Origin of the sequence: Agromyces sp. NPDC058136, from assembly GCF_042884375.1 — a bacterium.
Classification (GTDB): Bacteria; Actinomycetota; Actinomycetes; order Actinomycetales; family Microbacteriaceae; genus Agromyces.
In genome coordinates, this window is record NZ_JBHVUA010000001.1 from 37,100 (window position 1) to 60,313 (window position 23,214).

General features: G+C 72.2%; 23 protein-coding genes. All 23 read right to left on the reverse strand.

Annotated elements, in window-relative coordinates:
• Positions 1–771 carry an indole-3-glycerol phosphate synthase TrpC gene (trpC, locus tag ACFVTX_RS00150; protein WP_386897011.1) on the reverse strand — a complete coding sequence of 257 codons (771 nt, stop codon included), beginning with the start codon at positions 769–771 and terminating at the stop codon, positions 1–3.
• Positions 772–1,002 (reverse strand): DUF6704 family protein, encoded by a 231-nt coding sequence (locus tag ACFVTX_RS00155; RefSeq protein ID WP_386897013.1) that lies wholly within the window; start codon positions 1,000–1,002, stop codon positions 772–774.
• Positions 1,003–1,036: 34 nt separating this feature from the next.
• Positions 1,037–1,705 carry a Trp biosynthesis-associated membrane protein gene (locus ACFVTX_RS00160; RefSeq protein ID WP_386897015.1) on the reverse strand — a complete coding sequence of 223 codons (669 nt, stop codon included), beginning with the start codon at positions 1,703–1,705 and terminating at the stop codon, positions 1,037–1,039.
• Complete coding sequence (locus ACFVTX_RS00165) at positions 1,702–3,228, reverse strand: anthranilate synthase component I (protein ID WP_386897017.1); 1,527 nt, start codon at positions 3,226–3,228, stop codon at positions 1,702–1,704. Before ACFVTX_RS00165 ends, ACFVTX_RS00160 begins: the two co-directional genes overlap by 4 nt.
• A gap of 17 nt (positions 3,229–3,245) precedes the next feature.
• Positions 3,246–3,632, reverse strand: coding sequence for a phosphoribosyl-AMP cyclohydrolase (gene hisI, locus ACFVTX_RS00170; RefSeq protein ID WP_386897019.1), 387 nt, complete (start codon positions 3,630–3,632; stop codon positions 3,246–3,248).
• Complete coding sequence (gene hisF / locus ACFVTX_RS00175; protein ID WP_386897021.1) at positions 3,629–4,390, reverse strand: imidazole glycerol phosphate synthase subunit HisF; 762 nt, start codon at positions 4,388–4,390, stop codon at positions 3,629–3,631. Before hisF ends, hisI begins: the two co-directional genes overlap by 4 nt.
• A 10-nt stretch (positions 4,391–4,400) precedes the next feature.
• Positions 4,401–5,243 (reverse strand): ATP phosphoribosyltransferase, encoded by an 843-nt coding sequence (gene hisG, locus ACFVTX_RS00180; RefSeq protein WP_386897023.1) that lies wholly within the window; start codon positions 5,241–5,243, stop codon positions 4,401–4,403.
• 43 nt (positions 5,244–5,286) lie between these two features.
• Positions 5,287–5,550, reverse strand: coding sequence for a phosphoribosyl-ATP diphosphatase (locus ACFVTX_RS00185; RefSeq protein WP_157424159.1), 264 nt, complete (start codon positions 5,548–5,550; stop codon positions 5,287–5,289).
• A 29-nt stretch (positions 5,551–5,579) separates the two neighbouring features.
• Positions 5,580–6,239, reverse strand: coding sequence for a ribulose-phosphate 3-epimerase (gene rpe / locus ACFVTX_RS00190; protein WP_386897026.1), 660 nt, complete (start codon positions 6,237–6,239; stop codon positions 5,580–5,582).
• 69 nt (positions 6,240–6,308) lie between these two features.
• Positions 6,309–7,676, reverse strand: a complete 1,368-nt coding sequence (locus ACFVTX_RS00195; RefSeq protein ID WP_386898715.1) for an RsmB/NOP family class I SAM-dependent RNA methyltransferase — start codon at positions 7,674–7,676, stop codon at positions 6,309–6,311.
• A gap of 100 nt (positions 7,677–7,776) precedes the next feature.
• Positions 7,777–8,721 carry a methionyl-tRNA formyltransferase gene (gene fmt / locus ACFVTX_RS00200; protein ID WP_386898716.1) on the reverse strand — a complete coding sequence of 315 codons (945 nt, stop codon included), beginning with the start codon at positions 8,719–8,721 and terminating at the stop codon, positions 7,777–7,779.
• Between the two features lie 69 nt (positions 8,722–8,790).
• Positions 8,791–10,746 carry a primosomal protein N' gene (locus tag ACFVTX_RS00205; RefSeq protein WP_386897028.1) on the reverse strand — a complete coding sequence of 652 codons (1,956 nt, stop codon included), beginning with the start codon at positions 10,744–10,746 and terminating at the stop codon, positions 8,791–8,793.
• A 1-nt stretch (position 10,747) separates the two neighbouring features.
• Positions 10,748–11,941, reverse strand: coding sequence for a methionine adenosyltransferase (gene metK, locus ACFVTX_RS00210; protein WP_386897030.1), 1,194 nt, complete (start codon positions 11,939–11,941; stop codon positions 10,748–10,750).
• Positions 11,938–13,194 (reverse strand): bifunctional phosphopantothenoylcysteine decarboxylase/phosphopantothenate--cysteine ligase CoaBC, encoded by a 1,257-nt coding sequence (gene coaBC, locus ACFVTX_RS00215; protein ID WP_386897032.1) that lies wholly within the window; start codon positions 13,192–13,194, stop codon positions 11,938–11,940. Before coaBC ends, metK begins: the two co-directional genes overlap by 4 nt.
• 13 nt (positions 13,195–13,207) lie before the next feature.
• Entirely contained in the window at positions 13,208–13,465 is a 258-nt protein-coding gene (gene rpoZ / locus ACFVTX_RS00220; protein WP_376945441.1) for a DNA-directed RNA polymerase subunit omega, read from the reverse strand.
• A gap of 75 nt (positions 13,466–13,540) precedes the next feature.
• A complete protein-coding gene (gene gmk, locus ACFVTX_RS00225) occupies positions 13,541–14,461 on the reverse strand; it encodes a guanylate kinase (RefSeq protein ID WP_386897034.1) in 921 nt (306 codons plus the stop codon).
• Positions 14,454–15,335 carry an orotidine-5'-phosphate decarboxylase gene (gene pyrF, locus ACFVTX_RS00230; protein ID WP_386897036.1) on the reverse strand — a complete coding sequence of 294 codons (882 nt, stop codon included), beginning with the start codon at positions 15,333–15,335 and terminating at the stop codon, positions 14,454–14,456. Before pyrF ends, gmk begins: the two co-directional genes overlap by 8 nt.
• Positions 15,332–18,622 (reverse strand): carbamoyl-phosphate synthase large subunit, encoded by a 3,291-nt coding sequence (carB, locus tag ACFVTX_RS00235; protein WP_386897038.1) that lies wholly within the window; start codon positions 18,620–18,622, stop codon positions 15,332–15,334. The genes pyrF and carB overlap by 4 nt, the downstream gene beginning before the upstream one ends.
• On the reverse strand, positions 18,622–19,797 hold the full coding sequence (gene carA / locus ACFVTX_RS00240; protein ID WP_386897040.1) for a glutamine-hydrolyzing carbamoyl-phosphate synthase small subunit: 1,176 nt from the start codon (positions 19,795–19,797) through the stop codon (positions 18,622–18,624). The genes carB and carA overlap by 1 nt, the downstream gene beginning before the upstream one ends.
• Positions 19,790–20,347, reverse strand: coding sequence for a hypothetical protein (locus tag ACFVTX_RS00245; RefSeq protein ID WP_386897042.1), 558 nt, complete (start codon positions 20,345–20,347; stop codon positions 19,790–19,792). The genes carA and ACFVTX_RS00245 overlap by 8 nt, the downstream gene beginning before the upstream one ends.
• Entirely contained in the window at positions 20,340–21,683 is a 1,344-nt protein-coding gene (locus ACFVTX_RS00250; protein ID WP_386897044.1) for a dihydroorotase, read from the reverse strand. The genes ACFVTX_RS00245 and ACFVTX_RS00250 overlap by 8 nt, the downstream gene beginning before the upstream one ends.
• Positions 21,683–22,633, reverse strand: coding sequence for an aspartate carbamoyltransferase catalytic subunit (locus ACFVTX_RS00255; protein WP_386897046.1), 951 nt, complete (start codon positions 22,631–22,633; stop codon positions 21,683–21,685). The genes ACFVTX_RS00250 and ACFVTX_RS00255 overlap by 1 nt, the downstream gene beginning before the upstream one ends.
• Entirely contained in the window at positions 22,630–23,193 is a 564-nt protein-coding gene (gene pyrR, locus ACFVTX_RS00260) for a bifunctional pyr operon transcriptional regulator/uracil phosphoribosyltransferase PyrR (RefSeq protein ID WP_386897048.1), read from the reverse strand. Before pyrR ends, ACFVTX_RS00255 begins: the two co-directional genes overlap by 4 nt.
• Positions 23,194–23,214 lie beyond the last annotated feature (21 nt).

Here is a 23,214-nt window from a genome sequence, read left to right on the forward strand (position 1 = left end):
TCACACCGCCAGGAAAGCTGAGAGGTTGGCAATCGGGTCGCCCGTGACGAGGGCCTCGCCCACGAGCACGACGTCGGCACCCGACGCCCGGTAGTGGGCGACGTCGGCGGGCGAGAGCACCGCCGACTCGGCGACGCGGATCGCACCCTCGGGGAAGCGATCGGCGAGGCGGCCGAAGAGGTCGCGGTCGAGCTCGAAGCTCGAGAGGTCGCGGGCGTTCACGCCGATGAGCCGGGCACCGAGCGCCGCGGCCCGGTCGAGCTCTTCGGCGGAGTGCGTCTCGACGAGCGGCGTCATGCCGAGCGAGACGATGAGGTCGAACAGCTCGCGGAGCGTCGCGTCGTCGAGCGCCGCGACGATCAGCAGCACGAGGTCTGCGCCTGCGGCGCGCGCCTCGAACACCTGGTACGGCGTCGCGATGAAGTCTTTGCGCAGCACCGGCAGCGCCACCGCGGCGCGCACCGACTCGAGGTCGGCGAGCGATCCGCCGAACTTGCGGCCCTCGGTGAGCACGCTGATCGCGCTCGCCCCGCCGAGTTCGTAGCTGCGGGCGAGCGCAGCCGGATCGGCGATCGTCGCGAGCGAGCCGCGTGAGGGGCTCGAACGCTTGATCTCGGCGATGACCTTGACGTGCGCGGCGGGCCTCAGCGCTTCGAGGGCGTCGAGTGCCGCAGGACGCGCGAGCGCGGCGGCCTCGACCTCGGCGAGCGAACGGAGCTCACGGCGCGCGGCCGCATCGGCGACCGCGTTCGCCGTCAGTTCGGCCAGCACCTAGTGCGCCTTTTCAGCGACCTTCGAGCCGCCGACACCGTAGCCGACACGGGCGAGGACCCAGCCGACGAGGAGACCGACGACGAGGAGACCGGCCGACGCCCAGACGAGCCACTGGGTGTCGAAGTAGAACGCGACCGTGCCGATCACGAATGCGATGAGCATGATCGTGACGGCCGTCCATGCCGCGGGCGAGTGTCCGTGGCCGGGGTCTGCGGTCTCAGTGCTCATGTTGCTCCTTCGTGCGGGGTTTCCGCCAGCCAGTCTAGCGGTTCGGTTCGGGGTCGTTCGTGTCATCGGTCGGGTCGTCGCCGCGGCTGAGTTCGTCCCAGTCGTCGATCGCGCGGTCGGATGCCGCGCGCTCGGCTGCGGGTGAGGCGCCGCCCGTCGGCGCGGTGTCGCCGTCGACGGGCTCGAGGCCGCTGCGGTACCGGCGGGTCGAAGCGGGCCAGCGGGTTCCGGTGACGAGGACGAGCACACCGGCGACGACGACGAGGACGCCGCCGACGATCGCCACGATCGGCCAGATCGTCGCGGCGGCGGCGCCGACGAGTTCGGCGGTGGGCGCTTGGCCGGCGACTCCGGTGGCTTCGGTCACCGCTGGCGACACCGAGCCCACCGGGTCGCCGAGCGAGAGCGCGGCAGCGAGCACGAGGCATCCGCCGAGGAGCACCTCGAGCACGCCGAGCACCAACCGGATGCCTGGGCCCGCGAGCGAGAGCGCCGCCGCGAGCGCGAGCCCCGCGAGCGAGAGCGCGGCGATCGCCGGCGAGGCGACGCTGCCGGGCACCGCGATCACCTCGGCGGTGACGTGCGCGCCTGCGCCCGCCGCGAGGACGAGGTCGAACCACGTCTGGCTCCACGCGAGCAGCCCGAGCCCGGCGCCGAGGATCGTCACGACGATCACCGGCAGCTTCATGCGCGCGGCGCTCACGAGCCGAGCCTGCGCATCGCGTTCGCGACCGCGACCGCGCGCAGCGGTGCGGCGGCCTTGTTCCGCGACTCCTCGAACTCGCTCAGCGGGTCGGAGTCGGCGACGAGGCCGGCACCCGCCTGCACGCGGGCGATGCCGCCCGAGATCGTCGCCGTGCGGATCGCGATCGCGAGGTCGGCGTCGCCGCCGAAGCCGAAGTAGCCCACCACTCCCCCGTAGACCCCGCGCTGCGCGGGCTCGAGCTCGTCGATGATCTCGAGGGCGCGCGGTTTCGGCGCGCCCGAGAGGGTGCCGGCCGGGAACGTCGCCCGGAACACCTCGATCGCGTTCGTCCCGGGCACGAGGTCGCCCTCGACCGACGAGACGAGGTGCATGATGTGGCTGAAGCGCTCGACCCGCATGAACTCGGTCACCTCGACCGTGCCGGCCGCGCACACCTTCGCGAGGTCGTTGCGCGCGAGGTCCACGAGCATGAGGTGCTCGGCCTGCTCCTTCGGGTCGGCGACGAGCGCGGACTCGAAGTCCGCGTCCTCCTCGGGGGTCGCGCCGCGCGGCTTCGACCCGGCGATGGGGTGCGTGAAGACGCGGCCGTGCTGCACCTTGACGAGCGCCTCCGGCGAGGAGCCGACGATCCAGTACGGCTCGCCGCCCGCGTTCTCGAGATGCACGAAGTACATGTACGGGCTCGGGTTCAGGCTGCGGAGGACCCGGTAGACGTCGATCGCGGGCGCCGTGGCCTCGTGCTCGAAGCGCTGCGAGATGACGACCTGGAACACGTCGCCGTCGCGGATGAACTCTTTCGAACGATCGACCGCCGCGAGGAAGTCGGCCTCCTCCGTGCGGTGCGTGGGCGCTGCGGCACGGCCCAGGTCGATCTCGGCGAGCCACGCCTCGGCGGGCGCGGCGAGCGCCGCCTGCATCGCGTCGAGCCGCGCCTGTGCCTCGCCCCAGAGCTCGTCGGCGGTCGCATCGGTGTCGTTCAACGCCGAGGCGATGAGCTGCACGGTGCCCGTGCGGTGGTCGATGACGACGAGTTCGGCGACGAACGAGAACGCCTGCCCGGGAACCGTCGACTCCGCCGGCGGCCGGTTCGGGAGGTGCTCGATCTGCCGCACGGCCTCCCAGCCGATGAAGCCGACGAGGCCGCCGGTGAGCGGCGGCGCCCCCGGGACGTCCTCCGTCTGCCAGCGTTCGAAGAGCGCTTCGAGCGCCGCGAGCGGCGGCAGGGCGGATGCCTCGCCGAGCGCCCGCTCGGCCGGCAGCCCGTAGTCCTGCCAGACCACCCGGTCGTCGTGCTCGGTGAGGACCCCGTACGAGGAGACGCCGACGAAGGAGTAGCGCGACCAGATGCCGCCCTGCTCGGCCGACTCGAGGAGGAAGGTGCCGGGGCGGCCCTGTGCGAGCTTGCGGTAGATGCCGACGGGCGTCTCGCCGTCGGCGAAGAGCTCGCGCACGACGGGCACGACGCGTCGGCCCTCGAGCAGGGCGCTGAACTCGTCGAAGCTCGTCGTGGCGGCGGTCATCGTGTCTCCTCGTCGCGTCAGTCGGTCGGCGGGCGCCCGGTGACGACCTCGATCGGGTCGCCGTCGAAGCAGGTGCGGGTACCGGTGTGGCAGGCCGCGCCGATCTGCTCGACCTTCACGAGCAGCGTATCGGCGTCGCAGTCGAGCGCCGCTTCGCGCACGTACTGCGCGTGCCCCGAGGTGTCGCCCTTGCGCCAGTACTCCTGCCGCGAACGCGACCAGAAGGTGACCCGCCCCTCGGTGAGCGTGCGGCGCAGCGCCTCGCGGTCCATCCAGCCGAGCATGAGCATCTCGCCGGTGTCCCACTGCTGGATCACCGCGGGCAGGAGGCCCTGCTCGTTGAAGACGGCGCGCTCGAGCGCCTGCTCGGCCGTCGACTCCGGCACGTTCGACGATCCGCTCATCGCACGACCCTCCCGTCGGCGGCCAGGGCCGCCTTGACCTCGCCGATCGTCACCTCGCCGTTGTGGAACACGCTCGCCGCGAGCACCGCGTCGGCGCCCGCCGCGATCGCCGGTGCGAAGTCGGCCACCCGGCCCGCACCGCCGGAGGCGATCACGGGCACCGTCGAGAGCTCGTGCATGAGACCCGTGAGTTCGAGGTCGAACCCCGCCTTCGTGCCGTCGGCGTCGATCGAGTTGACGAGCAGTTCGCCCGCACCGAGCTCGATCGCCCGACGCGCCCACTCGAGGGCGTCGAGCTCGGTCTCGGTGCGACCGCCGTGGGTCGTCACCACGAAGCCCGACGGCGTGCGCTCCGAGCGCTTCACGTCGAGCGAGAGGACGCACACCTGCGCGCCGAAGCGGTCGGCGATCTCGGCGATGAGCTCGGGCCGCGCGATCGCCGCACTGTTCACGCCGATCTTGTCGGCGCCGTGGCCGAGCAGACGCGCGACGTCGTCGGTCGACCGGACACCGCCGCCGACCGTGAGCGGGATGAACACCTGTTCGGCGACCCGCTGCACCATCTCGTACGTCGTCGAACGGTCGTCGACCGTCGCCGTCACGTCGAGGAAGGTGAGCTCGTCGGCGCCCTGCACCGCGTAGCGCGCGGCGAGCTCGACGGGGTCGCCCGCGTCGCGCAGGTTCTGGAAGTTGACGCCCTTCACGACCCGGCCGGCGGCCACGTCGAGACACGGGATGACCCGGACGGCGAGACTCATGCGCGGCCCCTCACAGACGGGCGGCGTGGATGGCGGACACGAGGATCGCCCGTGCGCCGAGCGCGTAGAGCTCGTCCATCACGTGGTTCATCTCGGCTCGCGGGATCATGACCCGGACGGCCACCCACTCGGGGTCGTGCAGCGGCGACACGGTCGGCGACTCGAAACCGGGGGCCGCGGCGGTCGCACGCTCGAGGAACTCGACCGGCACGTCGTAGTCGAGCAGCACGTACTGGCGGGCCACGAGCACGCCCTGCAGACGTCGCAGCAGCGTGGAGGCGCCGGGCTTCTCGACGCCCGAGCCGATGAGCACGGCCTCGGACTCGAGGATGACGGGGCCGAAGATGTCGAGCCCCGCCGCGCGGAGCGTCGCACCGGTCGACACGACGTCGGCGACCGCGTCGGCGACGCCGAGGCGCACGGCCGACTCGACCGCGCCGTCGAGCTTCACGAGCTTCGCCGGGGTCACGCCCTGGCGTTCGAGGAACGCGCCCACGAGCCCCGGGTAGCTGGTGGCGACGCGGACCCCCTCGAGGTCGGCGAGCTCGCCGAACGACTCGGCCGGCCCGGCGAAGCGGAAGGTCGAGTCGCCGAATCCGAGCGGGGCGATCTCCGTGGCATCCGACCCGGAATCGAGCAGCAGATCGCGACCCGTGATGCCGACATCGAGCGCGCCGGAGCCGACGTACGTCGCGATGTCGCGGGGGCGGAGGTAGAAGAACTCGACCCCGTTGCGCGGGTCGGCGGTGTGCAGTTCGCGCGGATCGCGGCGGCCGGTGTACCCGGCCTCCCACAGCATCTGCGCGGCGGTCTCGGACAGCGAACCCTTGTTGGGCACGGCGATTCTGAGCATTTTCGGTACTTTCGTGTCGACGGTCTGACGGGCCGGGGCGCGATCAGAGATGTCGGTACACGTCGGCCGGCGAGAGCCCCTTCGCGAGCATGAGCACCTGCAGGTGGTAGAGCAACTGCGAGATCTCCTCAGCGGTCTCGGCGTCGCTCTGGTACTCGGCGGCCATCCACACCTCGGCCGCCTCCTCGACGATCTTCTTGCCGATGGCGTGCACGCCGGCGTCGAGCTCGCGCACGGTGCCGGAACCCTCGGGGCGGGTGCGGGCCTTGTCGCTCAGCTCGACGAAGAGTTCGTCGAAGGTCTTCACCGCTCCAGACTACCGGTGCGCGACGGCCCTCAGTGCGCGTGCGTCGCCGCGGCCGCGCGGAGCGCCGCGATCTGCTCCTCGGGCACGCCGCGGAAGACGGCCGACCCGGCCACGAAGGTGTCGGCACCGGCCTCGGCCGCGATCCCGATCGTGTCGACCGTGACGCCGCCGTCGACCTGCAGCCACACGTCGAGCCCGGCCGCACGCACCGCATCGGCGACGCGCCGCAGCTTCGGCATGGTCTCGGGCATGAACGACTGACCGCCGAACCCCGGCTCGACCGTCATCACGAGGACCTGGTCGAACTCGTGCAGGACGTCGAGGAACGGCTCGACATCGGTGCCCGGCTTCAACGCGATGCCCGCCCGTGCCCCGATCTCGCGGAGGCGACGCGCGAGCCGCACCGGGTCGGCCGCGGCCTCGACATGAAACGTCACACTCGCCGCACCGAGCTCCGCGTAGCCAGGCGCCCACCGATCGGGGTCGTCGATCATGAGGTGCACGTCGAGCGGGATCGGGCTCGTCTGCTGGATGCGCTCGACCATCTGCGGTCCGAAGGTGAGGTTCGGCACGAAGTGGTTGTCCATCACGTCGACGTGCACGAGATCGGCCGTCGCGATGCGCGCGAGCTCGTGCTCGATGTTCGCGAAATCGGCGGCGAGGATGCTCGGGTTGATGCGCGTCGTCATGGTTCGAAGCCTACCGAGCGTTCGAAGGCGATCGAGTGCGGATGCCGCGTGCCGCCGCCGCCCCCGCGCTCAGCCCGTGCGGCGCACGAGTGCGATGAACATCGCGTCCGTGCCGTGCCGGTGCGGCCACAGCTGCACCGTCTCGGGGGCGCCCGCGAGGTCGAGCGGTTCGCGCACGAACGACTGCACGACCGCTCGGGTGTCGAGCTGCTCGAGCTCGCCCTGCCAGCGGCGGAGTCCCGCGGCGAGCGTACCGTGCGTCTCGGCCGTGTGCGGCGAGCACGTCACGTAGGCGAGCACGCCGCCGGGCGCGAGGAGCCGCACCGCCTGGTCGAAGAGCTCTCCCTGCAGCTGCGTGAGCTCGGGCACGTCGCCGGGCTGCTTGCGCCAGCGCGCCTCGGGGCGGCGACGCAGTGCGCCGAGCCCCGTGCAGGGCGCGTCGAGCAGGATCCGGTCGAAGCCGCCGTCGGAGCCCAGCTCCGAGGCATCCGTCTCCCGGCCGTCGCCGACGGCGACGCGCACCTCGAGCGGGACGCCCGCGATCGCCCGGCGAACGAGCTCGGCACGAGCCGGGACGAGCTCGTTCGCGACGAGCACCGCGTCGCTCGCGAGCGCCTCGGCGGCGAGCACCGCCGTCTTGCCACCGGGTCCGGCGCAGAGGTCGAGCCAGCGCTCCCCCGGCGCGACCTCGCGCGCACGGGTCAGCGCGAGGGCGGCGAGCTGCGAGCCCTCGTCCTGCACGCGCACCCGACCCTCGTGGGCCGCGACGAGGGCGAGCGGATGCTTCGCGCCCACGCCGATCGGAGAGAAGCGGTTCGGCTCGCCGAGCTCCTCTGGCGTCTCGTCGCCGAGGCCGGGCAGCACCGCGAGGTTCACGCGCGGAGCGAGGTTGTCGGCGTCGAGCAGCGCTTCGAGCTCTTCGCCGCGCCCCTCTTTCACGAGGGCCTGGCGCAACGCCCGCACGACCCACTCGGGATGCGAGGCGAGCACCGAGATGCGGGCGTCCTCGCTCGTCTCACGGGCGGCGATCTCGTCGCGCCACGACTCGAGGCTCGACCGCGACACCGTGCGGAGCACGCCGTTGACGAAACCGCTCGCCTGGGGTGCGAGGCGCTTCGCAAGCACGACCTGCTCGTTCACGGCCGCGTGCGTCGGCACCCGCGTCGCGAGCAGCTGGTGCGCGCCGAGCCGCAGGATGTCGAGCACCGGCGGGTCGATGCGATCGGCCGGCCGCCCCGCGGCGAGCTCGATCACCGCGTCGTAGAAGCCCTGCATGCGCAGGGTGCCGTAGGTGAGCTCGGTCGCGAGCGCCGCGTCGGCCTCGCTGAGCTTCGACCGCTCGATGCGCTTGGGCAGCAGGAGGTTCGCGTACGCCTCGTCGGCGCGCACCGCCTCGAGCACTTCGTAGGCGACGATACGGGCTGGCGACACGCGCACCTGGCGGGGTCGCTGCGGGCCGCGGTCTCGATCGGGGCGTCTTGCGGGGCGTTGCTGCTGCACCCGTCAACTGTACGCGGCGCGGGCCGCGTGCGGGCGGCTACGCGAGCGTGCGGAGCTCGGTGGCCAGGCCGCGACCCCAGTCGGCGGCGGCCATCGCCCCCTTGCCCGCGGGCTGCACGCGCACGAGTTCGATCGGGGCGTCCGCCGTGCCGACGAGCACCCGGCGTCGCTCGACGCGGAGCTCGCCCGGGGCGAGCGGCGCGGCGGCCCCGTCGTCGCCGTCGCCACCGGCCTCGCGCGCCTCGCGCGCCTCGAGCACCTTGAGCCGCTCGCCGCCGATCGTGGTCCACGCACCGGGCTCGGGCGTGACGCCGCGATAGCGGGCGAGCACCTCGCGAGCGCCTCGGCTCCAGTCGAGTCGCCCGTCGTCGATCGAGAGCTTCGGCGCGAGCGTCGGCTCGCCCAGCTGCGGCACCGCCGACGCGGTGCCCGCACCGAGCCCGTCGACGACCTCCGCGAGGAGATCGGCGCCGAACTCGGCGAGCATCTCGAGCGCGGCCCCAGCCGTGAGTCCCTCGTCGTTCGGCCGGCTGCGCACCGCGAACACGTCGCCCGCGTCGAGTGCGGGCACGAGCTGGAAGACGGATGCCCCGAGCTCGGCGTCGCCCGCGATGATCGCGTGCTGCACCGGCGCGGCGCCGCGCCAGTCGGGCAGCACCGAGAAGTGCAGGTTGATCCAGCCGAGCCGCGGGGTCGAGAGCAGCGGTTCGCGCACGAGCCCGCCGTACGCGACGATCACCCCGAGATCGGCGTCGAACGCCGCGATCGCCGCGGTCGCCTCCTCGTCGAGCCGCGCCGCCTTCACGATCGGCAGCCCGTGCGCCTCGGCGGCCGACCCGACCGGCGATGGGGTCAGCACGCGCTTGCGCCCGAGCGGCGCATCGGGCCGGGTGACGACCCCGACCACCTCGTGCCCGCTCGCGACGAGCCGTTCGAGGCTCGGAACGGCGGCGGCAGGGGTTCCGGCGAAGACGAGGCGCAATGGGGTCACCTCACCATTGTTCCGGATACCGCGCAGCCGGTCGAACCCCGATCGCCGGTGCTGTTCGGCCTACGGCACCTCGGGGTCGTCGAAACGCACGCGCAGCACTCTCGGGCGCTGCGGGCGTCGGCCCGCGACCGGCCGCCGCCGCTCGGTCGCCACCCGGATCATCTCGGCGCGGAGCGCCCGTGCCACCGCAGCCCCGGCCGAGTAGTCGAAACGCACGATCGCCCGCTCGAGCTCGTCGTCGACCGGCGTCGGCCCCAGCACATCGACCCCCGGCGCGGCCTCCGTCGCCGCCGTGATCGCCCGCTCGAGGCTCGCGTGCGCCGCCGTGACGCTCGCCACCCGCACCGCGGGCGGAAACCGCAGCGCACGACGGGCGGCGAGCTCGGTGCCCGCCCACTCGAGCTGCCGCCACCCCGCGAGCGCCTGCGCGAGCGCGCCCGCCACACCCACGAGGAACACCGGCGCACCGGGCGTGGCAAGTGCGACCGCGTTCGACCACCACCGGAGGCAGTCCTCGGCGACGCGTAGCGACTCGCGCAGCAGCATCCGCTCGCCGTCGAGGAGGAGGATCGCGCGGTACCCGCCCTCGGCGACCGGTTCGGCGCCGCGCGTCGCGACGACCAGCGCCGGCTCGGCACCGACCCGCAGCACCGTCTTCTCGCCGTCGGAGAGGATGACGCGAGCGCGCGGGAACGCCCGCCCGAGCTCGTCGGCGGTGCGGCTGGCACCGATGGTCGCCGCGCGCAGCTTCGTCGACTCGCACACCGGGCACTGCCAGGTCGCGGCGCTCGTGCCGCAGAGCGTGCACCGGGGCAGCCCGCCCGTTCGTGGCACCGCGAGGGCACCGCTGCACGCCGTGCAGCGCGCCGGCTCGCGGCAGCGGTCGCACACGAGCATCGGCGTGTGCCCCGGTCGCGCGACCTGCACGAGCACCGGGCCGTGTGCCAGCGCCTCCTGCGCCTGACGCCATGCGGCCGACGGTATGCGCGCCGAACCGGGCTCGGGTGACGCCTGCTGCTCGGTCGGGATGACCCGGGGCCGCACGTGCCGGTGCGCGGCGACCGGCACGACCCACCCGATCTCGACGAGCCGCTCGACCTCCACGCTGCGCGTGTGCCCGAGGAAGACGAGGGCCGCGCCCGACTGCTCCTGACGGATCAGCGCGACGTCGCGGGGGTGCACGCCCGGGCTCAGCGGCTCGTTCATGAGCGCGTCGCCGTCGTCCCAGAGGGCGATGAGACCGAGCCTGGGCGCCGGGGCGTACACCGTCGATCGGTTGCCGATGATCACGCGCGCGGCCTCGCCCGAGGCGTCGAGGAACGCCCGGAACCGGGCCCCGCCCGTCTGCCGGGCATCGGTGCGCAGCACCCGCCGCGGATCGACGAGCGCCGCGAGCGCCGCCTGCAGCTGCTCCTGGTCGCGGTAGTCGGGCACGACGAGGAGGCTCGAACGATCGCTCGCGAGGGTCGCCGCGGCGGCCTCGGCGAGCGTCACCGCCCAGGCGCCCACCCACTCCCCCGACGGCAGCTTCACCGGTCGCGGATCGGCGGCGAGGGCCATCCGCTCGCCGCGGGCGATGCCCGCTTCGACGACGCCCTCGGCGAAGCCCGTGACCGCCGTCGCACCGGGCAGCTCGCCCGGGTCGGGCTCGGCGGCCCGCCACGCGCGCTCGACGCGCACGTACCGGCTCGGGATCGCGAGCCGCAGGACATCGCTCGCGTTTCCGGCCGCGCGATCGGCGACCGCCCGCGCAAGCGCCCACACCTCGGCGGAGAGCAGCGGCACCTCGGAGACGACGAGGTCGAGCTCGGCCAAGCGGCCCTCGAACTCGCTCGAATCGGCCAGCTCGACGAGCCAGCCGTCGGCGATCCGCCCGCCCGAGCGCAGCGGCACGCGCACGCGGACGCCCGGCTTCGCCTCGTCGGCGAGCCGTTCGGGCACGCGGTAGTCGAAGAGCTGGTCGAGCTGCGGCAGCGGCGAATCGACGAGCACTCTGGCGACCGGGCCGCCCGTCACCTCAGAGCCCGGCGGCGGTACGGAGGTCGTCGACGCGGTCGAGGCGCTCCCACGTGAAGTCGGGCAGCTCGCGACCGAAGTGGCCGTAGCTCGCGGTCTGGGCGTAGATCGGGCGGAGCAGGTCGAGGTCGCGGATGATCGCCGCGGGGCGCAGGTCGAACACCTCGCGGATCGCACCGATGATCTGCTCGTCGGGCAGCAGCCCGGTGCCGAAGGTCTCGACGTAGAGGCCGACCGGGGCCGCCTTGCCGATCGCGTACGCGACCTGCAGCTCGAGCCGGTCGGCGAGGCCCGCGGCGACCGCGTTCTTCGCGACCCAGCGCATGGCGTACGCCGCCGAACGGTCGACCTTCGAGGGGTCCTTGCCGCTGAAGGCGCCGCCGCCGTGGCGGCTCGCGCCGCCGTAGGTGTCGATGATGATCTTGCGACCGGTGAGCCCGGCGTCGCCCTGGGGGCCGCCGATCTCGAAGCGGCCGGTCGGGTTGATGAGCACGGCGAGCTCGGGGCGCGCGAGTTCGACCTGGTCGAGCACGGGGCGGATGACGAGCTCTTCGACTTCGGCGCGCAGCTGCTCGTTCGAGACGGCGGGCGAGTGCTGCGTCGAGAGCACGATCGTCTCGATCGTCTTCGGCGTCGGTCCGTCGTACCCGACCGTGACCTGGGTCTTGCCGTCGGGGCGCAGGTAGTCGAGCTCGCCGGCCTTCCGCACATGGGCGAGACGCTCGGCGAGACGGTGCGCGAGCCAGATCGGCACCGGCATGAGCTCGGGGGTCTCGCGCGTGGCGTAGCCGAACATGATGCCCTGATCGCCGGCGCCCTGCCGGTCGAGCGCGTCGTCGCTCGCGCGCTCGCGCGCCTCGAAGGCGTGATCGACGCCCTGGGCGATGTCGGGCGACTGCCCGCCGATCGACACCGACACGCCGCACGAGCGACCGTCGAACCAGACGTCGGAGGAGTCGTAGCCGATCGAGGTGACTCGCTCGCGCACGATCGCCGGGATCTCGACGTAGCCCGAGGTCGTGACCTCGCCGGCCACGTGCACGAGGCCCGTGGTGACGAGGGTCTCGACGGCGACCCGGCTGTACGGGTCTTCTGCGAGCAGCGCATCGAGGATCGAGTCGGAGATCTGGTCGCAGATCTTGTCGGGGTGGCCTTCGGTCACGGACTCGGAGGTGAACAGGCGGAGGGCGCTCATGCGGGGTCTGCTGCTTTCGTGGTGCGGTCGTCGGTGGTGTGCGCGAACTTCGAGGCAACCACATCGAGGATGGCACCGGCCACCGACAGTTTCGTTCCGTGAAGTCGTGTGACGATCTCGTCGTCGGAGCCGAGGATGACGACCGAGTTGTCGTCGCTCGCGAAGCCCTCCGTCCAGCCGACGCGATTGACGACGAGCACGTCGGCGCCCTTCGCACGTCGCTTCGCGCGGCCGAGTTCGAGCAGACGCTCGTCGTCGGGTTCGGTCTCGGCCGCGAAGCCGACGAGGAGGGTGCCGTCGTGCGGGGCGTGCCCGAGGCCGGCGAGGATGTCGGGGTTGCGGACGAGCTCGATCGTCAGGCCGTCGTTCGAGGCGTCCTTCTTGATCTTCTGCTCGCTGACGTTCGCCGGACGGTAGTCGGCGACGGCCGCGGCCATGATCACCGCGTCGGCGCCGCGCGCCGCCTCGGTGACGGCCGCCTGCAGTTCGATGGCGCTCGACACGGGGCGCATCTCGCAGCCGTTCGGGTCGGCGACCTCGAGGTTCGCGGCGATGAGGACGACCTCGGCGCCGCGGGCGCGGGCGGCCTCGGCGATCGCGACGCCCTGCTTGCCGCTCGAACGGTTGCCGAGGAACCGCACGGGATCGAGCGGCTCGCGGGTGCCGCCGGCGGTGACGACGACGCGGCGACCGGCGAGGTCGCCGGGCTGCGCCGCACTGCGGGATGCCGCGACCGCGAGTGCCGCGGCGACGATGACCTCTGGCTCCTCCATGCGGCCGGGGCCGCTGTCGGTGCCCGTCAGCTGGCCGACGGCGGGGCCGACGACGGTGACGCCGCGGGCCTCGAGCGTCGCGATGTTGGCCTGGGTCGCCGGGTGCCGCCACATCTCGGTGTGCATCGCCGGGGCGATGACGACGGGCGCCTCGCTCGCGAGCAGGCTGTTGCCGAGCAGGTCGTCGGCGAGGCCGACCGCCATCTTCGCGATCGTGTTCGCGGTCGCCGGAGCGATGACGATGAGATCGGCGGCCTGTCCGATCGCGACGTGCCGAACCTCGGCGACGCCCTCGTACAACTCGGTGTGCACCGGGTTGCGCGAGATCGCCTCCAGGGTCGGCTTGCCGACGAACCGCAGCGCGCCCTCGGTGGGGAGCACGTGCACGTCATGGCCGGCGAGCACGAGCGCCCGCACGACGCCGACGGCCTTGTACGCCGCGATGCCGCCGGTGATGCCGACGACGATGTTGAGGGTCACGCGGCCCCCGACGTCACTCGCCCAGGGGGCGGAGCCGGAGCTTGTCCTCGTTGATCTCGTGCATGGCGACCGAGAGCGGCTTGTCGTCGATCGACGAGTCGACGAGCGGGCCGACGTTGTCGAACAGGCTGCCCTCGTGCAGGTCGGCGTAGTAGTCGTTGATCTGGCGGGCGCGCTTCGAGGCGAAGATGACCAGCTGGTACTTCGAGTCGACCTTCGAGAGCAGGTCGTCGATGGGCGGGTCGATGATGCCGGAAAGCTTCTCAGCCATGGAATGACTCCTTGTTTCGTGGGTGCGCGCCCAGCGCGCGAAAGCTCGTGGCGAGGGGATCCGAGCCGCGACGGCTCAGCGACGCCCCTTGCGCGGTCTCATCAAGTCTACGACCTTCTGCGCGGCCTCGCCGACTTCGTGGTTCACGACCTGGTGGTCGAACTCGTCGACGGCGGCCAGTTCGACCTTCGCCGTCTCGAGACGGCGCTGTTGTTCCGCCGCCGTCTCGGTGCCGCGACCGACGAGTCGACGCACGAGTTCGTCCCACGTCGGCGGCAGCAGGAACACGAGGGTCGCATCGGGCATCGCGCGGCGCACCGAGCGGGCGCCCTGGATGTCGATCTCGAGCAGGACGCTCTGGCCGGCGGCGATCGCCGCCTCCACCGGGCCGCGCGGCGTGCCGTAGCGGTACGCGTTGTGCACGGTCGCCCACTCGAGCAGTTCGCCCGCCTCGACCATGCGGTCGAACTCGGTGTCGTCGACGAAGAAGTAGCTCTCCCCCTCGACCTCGCCGGGGCGCGGCGCGCGGGTCGTCGCCGACACCGAGAGCTTCACCTCGGGGTGGTGCTGCCGGATGTACCCGGCCACGGTGCCCTTGCCGACCGCGGTCGGGCCGGCGAGCACGACGAGCCGGTCGCCGGTGCCGCCGTGCGCGGCGACCCACTCGGCGATGAACTCGCGCAGGCGTCGGCGCTGGAGCCGGCCGAGCCCGCCGAGTCGCTTCGACGTCGAGATCTCGAGCTCCTGCATGATGCGGGCCGACTTCGTCGAGCCGATCGCGGGGATCGAGGTGAGGAACTCGGTGACGCGCAGGCGCCCCTCGACGCCGTCGGGCTCCTCGAAGGCGACGCGCAGCACGTCGAGCGGGCTGCGGCGACCCGAGGCGACCTCGGCCTTCACGCTCGCGCGCGCACGGCGGGCGGCGACGGCGGCGCGCGATGCGGCGACGCGGTCGACCTCGGGTGGGGTGGATGCAGCAGGACGGGCGTCAGACATCGACGCTCCCCACTTCGTCCGCACGACGGGCCACGGCGTCGGCGAGCCCGTCGGGGCCCGCCGCGAGCAGCGAACGCGACTCGCTCACGATGACGCCCGCGCTGTACGCGCCGTAGATCGAGCGCAGCTCGCGGAGCTCGCCGCCCTGGTGGCCGAAGCCCGGCGCGAGCACCGGCAGCCCCGGTCGGGGCGGTTCGCCGTCACGGTCGAGGCCGGCCGCACGCAGGTCGACGGTGGCCCCGATGACGACGCCGATGGAGCCCATCGACCGCTCCGTGGCATCCGCTCGCCCCTGGTTCCAGGCGACGACGCCCGCGGTGATCGCACCGGCGACCGTCGAACCCTCACGGCTCGACTGCTGCAGCACGGCGCGCTGCACGGCGGCGGCCTCGGGGTTCGAGGTCGCCGCGAGCACGAAGAGGCCCTTGCCCGCGCGCTCGGCGGCGACCATGACCTGCTCGATCGAGCCGAGGCCCTGATAGGCGCTGATCGTCATCGCGTCGGCTTCGAGCGTGGAGCCCGGCCGCAGCCACGCCTCGCCGTAGGCGTCGACGCTCGACCCGATGTCGCCGCGCTTCGCGTCGGCGATCACGAGGAGCCCCGCGTCGCGGGCCTCGGCGAGCACCCGCTCGAGCGCGGCGTAGCCCGCCGCGCCGTGCCGCTCGAAGAACGCGACCTGCGGCTTCACGATGCCGGCGCGGCCGGCAGCCGCGTCGACCGTGCGCAGGCCGAACTCCCGCACGCCGGCGGCCGAGTCGTCGAAGCCCCACGAGGCGAGCAGGGATGCGTGCGGGTCGATGCCGACGCAGAGGCGACCGTACGCGGCGAAGACGGCTTCGAGCCGTTCGCCGAACGGCAGCGGTTCGACACTCACGCCGAGGCCTCCCGCTTCAGCCGGTAGTCCTGCAGGCTCGTGACCTCGAAGCCGTCGCCGTTCACGTCGAGCGACGCGACGGCGGCCGACAGTTCGGCGATGGTCGTGAACAGCGGGATGTCGGCGGCGACCGCCGCTGCGCGGATCTCGTAGCCGTCGGCGCGCGCCGAACGACCGCTCGGGGTGTTCACCACGATGTCGACCTCGCCGCGGTTGATGAGCTCGACCACCGAGACGGCGTCCTCGCTCTGCTTCTCGCTGAACTTGCCCACCTCGCGGGCGCCGATGCCGTTGCGGCGCAGCACCTCTGCGGTGCCCTCGGTCGCCGTGATCTCGTAGCCGAGCTGCTGCAGACGCAGCACCGGCAGGATGATCGCGCGCTTGTCGCGGTCGGAGACCGAGACAAAGACGGTGCCCGAGTCGGGCATGCCGCCGTACGCGGCGAGCTGGCTCTTCGCGAACGCGCGCGGGAAGTCGCGGTCGATGCCCATGACCTCGCCGGTCGAGCGCATCTCGGGGCCGAGCACCGAATCGACCATGATGCCCTCGCGGGTGCGGAAGCGGTGGAACGGCAGCACGGCCTCCTTGACCGCGACCGGGGCGTCGAGCGGCACGCGCGAGCCGTCGGTGGCGGGCAGCATGCCCTCGGCGACGAGCTCGGCGACGGTCGCGCCGACCATGATGCGGCTGGCCGCCTTCGCGAGCGGGATGCCGAGCGCCTTCGACACGAACGGAACCGTGCGGCTCGCGCGCGGGTTCGCCTCGAGGACGTAGAGCACGCCCGCGCCGATCGCGAACTGCACGTTGAGCAGACCGCGGACGCCGATGCCCTCGGCGATGGCACGGGTCGCCTCGCGCACCCGGTCGACCTCGGCGCGGCCGAGGGTCACGGGCGGGAGGGTGCAGCTCGAGTCGCCCGAGTGCACGCCGGCCTCTTCGATGTGCTCCATGACGCCGCCGATGTAGAGGTCGGTGCCGTCGTAGAGGGCGTCGACGTCGATCTCGATCGCGTCGTCGAGGAACCGGTCGACGAGCAGCGGGTGGCTCGGGCCGACGATGCCCTGACCCTCGATGCGCGCGAAGTAGTCGGCGAGCGAGGCGGTGTCGTAGATGATCTCCATGCCGCGGCCGCCGAGCACGTAGCTCGGGCGCACGAGCACCGGATAGCCGATGCCCTCGGCGACGTGCACGGCGCCGGCCAGCTCGGTCGCGGTGCCGTTGCGGGGGGCGAGGAGGCCGGCGTTGTCGAGGATGCCGGCGAACAGGCCGCGCTCCTCGGCGAGGTCGATCGCCTCGGGAGTGGTGCCGAGGATCGGCACGCCCGCGGCCTCGAGGCCCTTCGCGAGCCCGAGCGCGGTCTGGCCGCCGAGCTGCACGACGACGCCGACGAGCTCGCCCGACTGGGACTCGGCGTGGATGACCTCGAGCACGTCCTCGAGCGTGAGCGGCTCGAAGTAGAGCCGGTCGCTCGTGTCGTAGTCGGTCGAGACCGTCTCGGGGTTGCAGTTGATCATGATCGTCTCGAACCCGGCGTCGGCCAGGGCGAACGAGGCGTGCACGCACGAGTAGTCGAACTCGACGCCCTGACCGATGCGGTTCGGGCCGGAGCCGAGGATGATCACCTTGCGGCGGTCGCTCGGGGCGACCTCGGTCTCCTGGTCGTAGCTCGAGTAGTGGTACGGCGTGAGCGCCGGGAACTCCCCCGCGCAGGTGTCGACGGTCTTGTACACCGGGCGGATGCCGAGGATGTGACGCACCTCGCGCGCGTCGGCCTCGCTGCCGAAGCCGCGGAGCTCGGCGACCTGCGCATCGGAGAAGCCGTGGTCCTTCGCGAGGAGCAGCGTGTCGTGGTCGAGCGCCTCGGCCGCGGCGACGTGCGCGGCGACCTCGTTGATGAGCACGATCTGGTCGAGGAACCACGGGTCGATCTTCGTCGCCTCGAAGGCCTGCTCGATCGTCGCGCCCTTGCGGAGCGCCTGCTGCACGAGCACGATCCGACCGTCGGTCGGTACCTTCGACTGCTCGAGCAGTTCCTCGACGGTGCGCGCCTCTTCGCCCCAGTGGAACGACGAGCCGCGCTTCTCGAGCGAACGGAGCGCCTTCTGCAGCGCGGTCGCGTAGTTGCGGCCGATCGCCATCGCCTCGCCGACCGACTTCATGGTGGTCGTGAGCGTCGGGTCGGCCGCCGGGAACTTCTCGAACGCGAAGCGAGGCACCTTGACGACGACGTAGTCGAGCGTCGGCTCGAAGCTCGCGGGCGTCACCCGGGTGATGTCGTTCGGGATCTCGTCGAGGCGGTAGCCGATGGCGAGCTTCGCGGCGATCTTCGCGATCGGGAAGCCGGTCGCCTTCGATGCCAGCGCCGAGGAGCGCGAGACGCGCGGGTTCATCTCGATGACGATGATGCGGCCGTCGGCCGGGTCGATCGCGAACTGGATGTTGCAGCCGCCGGTGTCGACGCCGACCGCGCGGATGATGTCGATGCCGATGTCGCGGAGCTTCTGGTACTCGCGGTCGGTGAGGGTGAGCGCCGGCGCGACGGTGATCGAGTCGCCCGTGTGCACGCCGACGGGGTCGACGTTCTCGATGGAGCACACGACGACGGTGTTGTCGTGCGTGTCGCGCATGAGCTCGAGCTCGTACTCCTTCCAGCCGAGGATCGACTCCTCGAGGAGCACCTCGGTGGTGGGCGAGTCGTGCAGGCCCTGGGTGACGATGCGGACGAGGTCTTCCTCGGTGTAGGCGAAGCCCGAGCCGAGGCCGCCCATCGTGAACGAGGGGCGCACCACGAGCGGGTAGCCGAGGTCGAGGGCGAACTCCTTCGCCTCGTCGAGCGTCTTCGCGACGTGCGAGCGGGCGACGTCGGCGCCGCACTCGACGACGAGGTCCTTGAAGAGCTGGCGGTCTTCGCCCTTGCGGATCGCCTCGACCTTCGCGCCGATGAGCTCGACGCCGTGCTTCTCGAGGATGCCGGCCTCTTCGAGCGCGATGGCCGCGTTGAGGGCGGTCTGGCCGCCGAGCGTCGGGAGCACCGCGTCGGGGCGCTCCTTGATGATGATCTTCTCGATGATCTCGGGCGTGATCGGCTCGATGTACGTCGCGTCGGCGAAGTCGGGGTCGGTCATGATCGTGGCCGGGTTCGGGTTCACGAGGATGACTCGGACGCCCTCGGCGCGGAGCACGCGGCAGGCCTGCGTGCCCGAGTAGTCGAACTCGGCCGCCTGGCCGATGACGATCGGCCCGGAGCCGATGACGAGGACGGAGTTGATGTCGTCGCGCTTGGGCATTAGTTGCCTGCCTCCTGGCTGGTTTCGTTGGACTTCGCCGCGATGACCATGTCGCGGAACCGGTCGAAGAGGTAGTTCGCGTCGTGCGGGCCGGCCGCCGACTCGGGGTGGTACTGCACGCTGAACGCGGGGATGTCGAGGCAGTTGAGCCCCTCCACGACGTTGTCGTTGAGGCCGACGTGGCTCACCTCGACGCGGCCGAAGCCCTCGGTGGAGTCGCTCACGCGGTCGATCGGCGCGTCGACGGCGAAGCCGTGGTTGTGCGCGGTGATCTCGACGCGGCCGGTGGCCCGGTCGAGGACGGGCTGGTTGATGCCGCGGTGACCGAACGGCAGCTTGTAAGTGCCGAAGCCGAGCGCGCGGCCGAGCAGCTGGTTGCCGAAGCAGATGCCGAAGTACGGGACGCCCGCGCGGAGCGCGGAGCGGAGGATCTCGACGTGACGGTCGGATGCCGCGGGGTCGCCCGGTCCGTTCGAGAAGAACAGCGCGTCGGGGTGCAGCGCGAGCACCTCGTCGGCAGTCGTCGTCTGCGGCAGCACGTGCACGTCGAAGCCGCGCTCGGCGAGGTAGTTCAACGTCGACGTCTTGACGCCGAGGTCGAGCACGGCGACCGAGCCGACCCGCTCGCCCTGTGCGGGCAGCGAGTAGGGCTCGACGGTCGAGACCGCGCCCGAGAGGTTCTGCCCGGCCATCTCGGCACCCGACTGCACGACGGCGAGCTGCTCGCCGGCGCTGAGGGCCGCGTCGTCACCCGAGAAGATGCCGGCGCGCATGGAGCCCGCCGAGCGCAGGTGGCGGGTCAGCGCGCGGGTGTCGATGCCCGAGATGCCGACGACCCCCGAGGCGACGAGGTCGTCGTCGAGGCTGCGCTGTGCGCGGAAGTTCGAGACGACGCGGGAGGGGTCGCGCACGATGAAGCCGGCGACCCAGATGCGGTTCGACTCCTCGTCGGCGTCGTTCATGCCGGTGTTGCCGATGTGCGGCGCCGTCATCATGACGATCTGGCCCGCGTAGGACGGGTCGGTGAGGGTCTCCTGGTAGCCGGTCATGCCGGTCGCGAAGACCGCCTCGCCGACGGTGCGGCCGAGGGCGCCGTAGGCGCGCCCTTCGTAGCGCTTCCCGTCCTCCAGGACGAGCACGGCGGGGGCCGACGTGCGGGTGTGGGTCTCAGTCATCCGAGGCCTCGCTCTCGTGTTGTTCCGGCCGCGGTGCGGCGGGCGCCGCGGCGATGTCGTCGATGGCCCGGAGGATTCGGGCCTGGTCGCCCGGGTACCGGGCGCGGAGGTAGCTGTCGACGCGGGGCGGTCCGGCCTCGGTCGTTTCGCTGGTCGCGGCGATCCAGCTGATCGCGATGAGCCCTTCGGGCTCGACGCCGCGGTCGATGGCGTAGCTCGCAGTGGCCGCACCCGTCAGGCGGTCGGCGGGGATGAAGCTCACCGGCTCGCCCGCGATGCGGAGGGCGACGCCCTCGGGCATCACCTCGACGCGGCCGGCGCCGCGGAAGGCGAGGCCCTGCACGGCGAGGCGTTCGAGCGGTTCGTCGACGGGCGTCGTGGCGACGTAGAGGATCTCGGCCTCGAAGGTGGTCGCACCGCGGGAGGCGGGCACGGGGTAGGCCGAGAGCACCGAGTCCCGCTGCGCGCGCCTGCGCCACGAGCGCACCATGAGCCACGCGATGACCGCGAGGACCAGGATCGCGACGAGCGCGCCGATCCACTTATCCATGCGCACCCCCGTCGACGGCGGCCGCGAGCTCCGCGATCTCCTCGGCGGGACGGACCCGGCCGTCGAGGAGGGTCGCGTAGCCCTGGTGGAACGTCGCGACGACCCGGCCCGGCAGCGTGCGACCGAGGTAGGGCGAGTTCGTGCTGCGGCCGGCGAGCCGGTCGAGGTCGAACACCCCGGAGGCGTTCGGGTCGTACAGCGTGATCTCGGCGGCCGAGCCGACCGCGATCGCCTCGCCCTGGCCGCGCAGGCGGCCGATCCTCGCGGGCGTCTGCGAGAGCACGCGTGCGACATCGCCCCAGCCGAGCTGCCCCGACGCGACGACCGAGGCGTGCACGACCGACAACGCCGACTCGAGCCCGACCATGCCGTTCGCCGCGGCGTCCCACTCGCTCTCCTTCGCCTCGACCGGGTGCGGTGCGTGGTCGGTGGCGACGATGTCGATGGTGCCGTCGGCGAGGGCCTCGCGCAGCGCGAGGGTGTCTTCGGTGCGGCGCAGCGGCGGGTTCACCTTGAAGCGCGGGTCGTAGCCGCGGATGAGGTCTTCGGTGAGCAGCAGGTGGTGCGGGGTGACCTCGGCGGTCACGTCGATGCCACGGGCCTTCGCCCAGCGGATCACCTCGACCGAGCCCGCGGTGGAGACGTGGCAGACGTGCAGTCGGCTGCCGACGTGCTCCGCGAGCAGCACGTCGCGCGCGATGATCGATTCCTCGGCGACCGCCGGCCATCCGGCCAGACCGAGCTCGCCGGAGAGCGCACCCTCGTTCATCTGGGCACCCTCGGTGAGGCGCGGCTCCTGCGCGTGCTGCGCGATCACGCCGTCGAAGGCCTTCACGTACTCGAGCGCCCGCCGCATGAGCAGCGGGTCGGAGACGCAGAAGCCGTCGTCGCTGAACACGCGCACGTTCGCCCGCGAGCGGGCCATCGCGCCGAGTTCGGCGAGCTCGGAGCCCTTGAGGCCGACGGTGACGGCGCCGATCGGCTGCACGGTGGCGTAGCCTGCGGTGCGGCCGAGGCTCGCCTCCTGCTCGACGACGCCGGCGGTGTCGGCGACCGGGAACGTGTTCGCCATCGCGAAGACGGCCGTGAAGCCGCCCGCTGCGGCGGCCTGGGTGCCCGTCAGCACCGTCTCGCTCTGCTCGTAGCCGGGCTCGCGGAGGTGGGTGTGCAGGTCGACGAGGCCGGGCAGCGCGATGAGCCCGTCGGCGTCGTGCACGGTCGCGCCCGCGGCGCTCGAGATCGAGCCGAGCTCGACGATGCGCCCGCCGTCGATGAGGAGGTCGGCGCGTTCGCCGCTCGGGAGGGTCGCTCCGGTGATGAGGTGACGCGTGGACATCAGGCCTCACCCCGTTCGCCCGACATCAGCATGTAGAGGGCGGCCATTCTCACTGATACTCCGTTCGCGACCTGTTCTCGCACCGTGGACTGGGATGAATCCGCCGCGCGGGCCGAGATCTCGAGCCCGCGGTTCATGGGCCCGGGGTGCATGACCATCGTAGTGGCGGGCAGCTGGGCGAACCGTGCGTCGTCGAGGCCCCAGGTGCGCGCGTATTCGCGGCTGTTCGGGAAGAACGCGGCGTGCATCCGCTCGGCCTGGATGCGGAGCATCATGACGACCTCGGGGCCGCCGGCGAGTGCCGCGTCCAGGTCGTAGCCGACCTTCGCGGGCCAGGCGCCCGTCGCGACGGGCACGAGGGTCGGCGGCGCGACGAGCTCGACCTCGGCGCCGAGGGTCGTGAGCAGCCACACGTTCGAGCGGGCGACGCGGGAGTGGAGGATGTCGCCGACGATGACCACGCGGATGCCGTCGAGACCGCGGCCCCGGGAGGATGACCCGTGCAGCCGCCGGCGGATGGTGAAGGCGTCGAGCAGTGCCTGAGTGGGGTGCTCGTGGGTGCCGTCGCCGGCGTTGACGACGCCGGCGTCGATCCATCCGCTCGTCGCGAGCGTCTGCGGCGCACCGGAGGCGTGGTGGCGGATCACGACGCCGTCGGCGCCCATCGCCTGCAGCGTCTGCGCGGTGTCCTTCAGGCTCTCGCCCTTCGAGACGCTCGAGCCCTTCGCGCTGAAGTTGATGACGTCGGCCGAGAGTCGCTTCGCGGCGGCCTCGAACGAGATGCGCGTGCGGGTGGAGTCCTCGAAGAAGAGGTTGACGACGGTCTTGCCGCGGAGCGTCGGGAGCTTCTTGACCTCGCGCTCCTGCACCGCGGCCATGTCCTCGGCGATGTCGAGGAGTGCGATCGCCTCGTCGCGCGCGAGTTCGCGGGTGCCGAGCAGGTGCTTCACTCTGCGCCTCCCGCGGTCGCGACGTCCTCGATGGAGACGGCGTCGTCGCCGTCGCCGTCGATCTCGACGAGGTGCACGTTGATGCGCTCCCGCGTCGAGCTCGGCAGGTTCTTGCCGACGAAGTCGGCGCGGATCGGGAACTCGCGGTGGCCCCGGTCGACGAGCACGGCGAGCCGCACCGCGCGGGCCCGGCCGAGGTCGGCGAGGGCGTCGAATGCGGCGCGGATCGTGCGCCCCGAGTAGAGCACGTCGTCGACGAGCACGACGGTCTTGCCGTCGATGCCGCCCGGCGGCAGCTCGGTCGGCGAGGGCGTGCGCAGCCGCGTGTGCGAGAGGTCGTCGCGGTACATCGTGACGTCGAGCGCCCCCGCGAGCACGGGCGGCGCATCGGGTTCGATGCGGGCGATCGTCTCGGCGATGCGACGGGCGAGGATCACGCCACGGGTCGGGATGCCGAGGAGGACGAGATCGTTGGAACCGCGATTGGATTCGAGGATCTCGTGCGAGATGCGGGTCAACGCCCGCTGGATGTCAGCCTGACTGAGCACAGCACGTGCCATGGACCGACTCCCTTCTCCGTC

What these genes read in the sequence shown, in the direction of transcription:
- ACFVTX_RS00250 (WP_386897044.1), bottom strand. Translation starts at nt 21,683, where the DNA reads ATGTCCACGCGTCACCTCATCACCGGAGCGACCCTCCCGAGCGGCGAA.
- rpoZ (WP_376945441.1), bottom strand. Translation starts at nt 13,465, where the DNA reads ATGGCTGAGAAGCTTTCCGGCATCATCGACCCGCCCATCGACGACCTG.
- hisI (WP_386897019.1), bottom strand. Translation starts at nt 3,632, where the DNA reads ATGAGCGGATCGTCGAACGTGCCGGAGTCGACGGCCGAGCAGGCGCTC.
- ACFVTX_RS00165 (WP_386897017.1), bottom strand. Translation starts at nt 3,228, where the DNA reads ATGACCGCCGCCACGACGAGCTTCGACGAGTTCAGCGCCCTGCTCGAG.
- carA (WP_386897040.1), bottom strand. Translation starts at nt 19,797, where the DNA reads ATGACTGAGACCCACACCCGCACGTCGGCCCCCGCCGTGCTCGTCCTG.
- ACFVTX_RS00245 (WP_386897042.1), bottom strand. Translation starts at nt 20,347, where the DNA reads ATGGATAAGTGGATCGGCGCGCTCGTCGCGATCCTGGTCCTCGCGGTC.
- gmk (WP_386897034.1), bottom strand. Translation starts at nt 14,461, where the DNA reads ATGTCTGACGCCCGTCCTGCTGCATCCACCCCACCCGAGGTCGACCGC.
- rpe (WP_386897026.1), bottom strand. Translation starts at nt 6,239, where the DNA reads ATGACGACGCGCATCAACCCGAGCATCCTCGCCGCCGATTTCGCGAAC.
- ACFVTX_RS00155 (WP_386897013.1), bottom strand. Translation starts at nt 1,002, where the DNA reads ATGAGCACTGAGACCGCAGACCCCGGCCACGGACACTCGCCCGCGGCA.
- hisG (WP_386897023.1), bottom strand. Translation starts at nt 5,243, where the DNA reads ATGCTCAGAATCGCCGTGCCCAACAAGGGTTCGCTGTCCGAGACCGCC.
- carB (WP_386897038.1), bottom strand. Translation starts at nt 18,622, where the DNA reads ATGCCCAAGCGCGACGACATCAACTCCGTCCTCGTCATCGGCTCCGGG.
- metK (WP_386897030.1), bottom strand. Translation starts at nt 11,941, where the DNA reads ATGAGCGCCCTCCGCCTGTTCACCTCCGAGTCCGTGACCGAAGGCCAC.
- pyrR (WP_386897048.1), bottom strand. Translation starts at nt 23,193, where the DNA reads ATGGCACGTGCTGTGCTCAGTCAGGCTGACATCCAGCGGGCGTTGACC.
- hisF (WP_386897021.1), bottom strand. Translation starts at nt 4,390, where the DNA reads ATGAGTCTCGCCGTCCGGGTCATCCCGTGTCTCGACGTGGCCGCCGGC.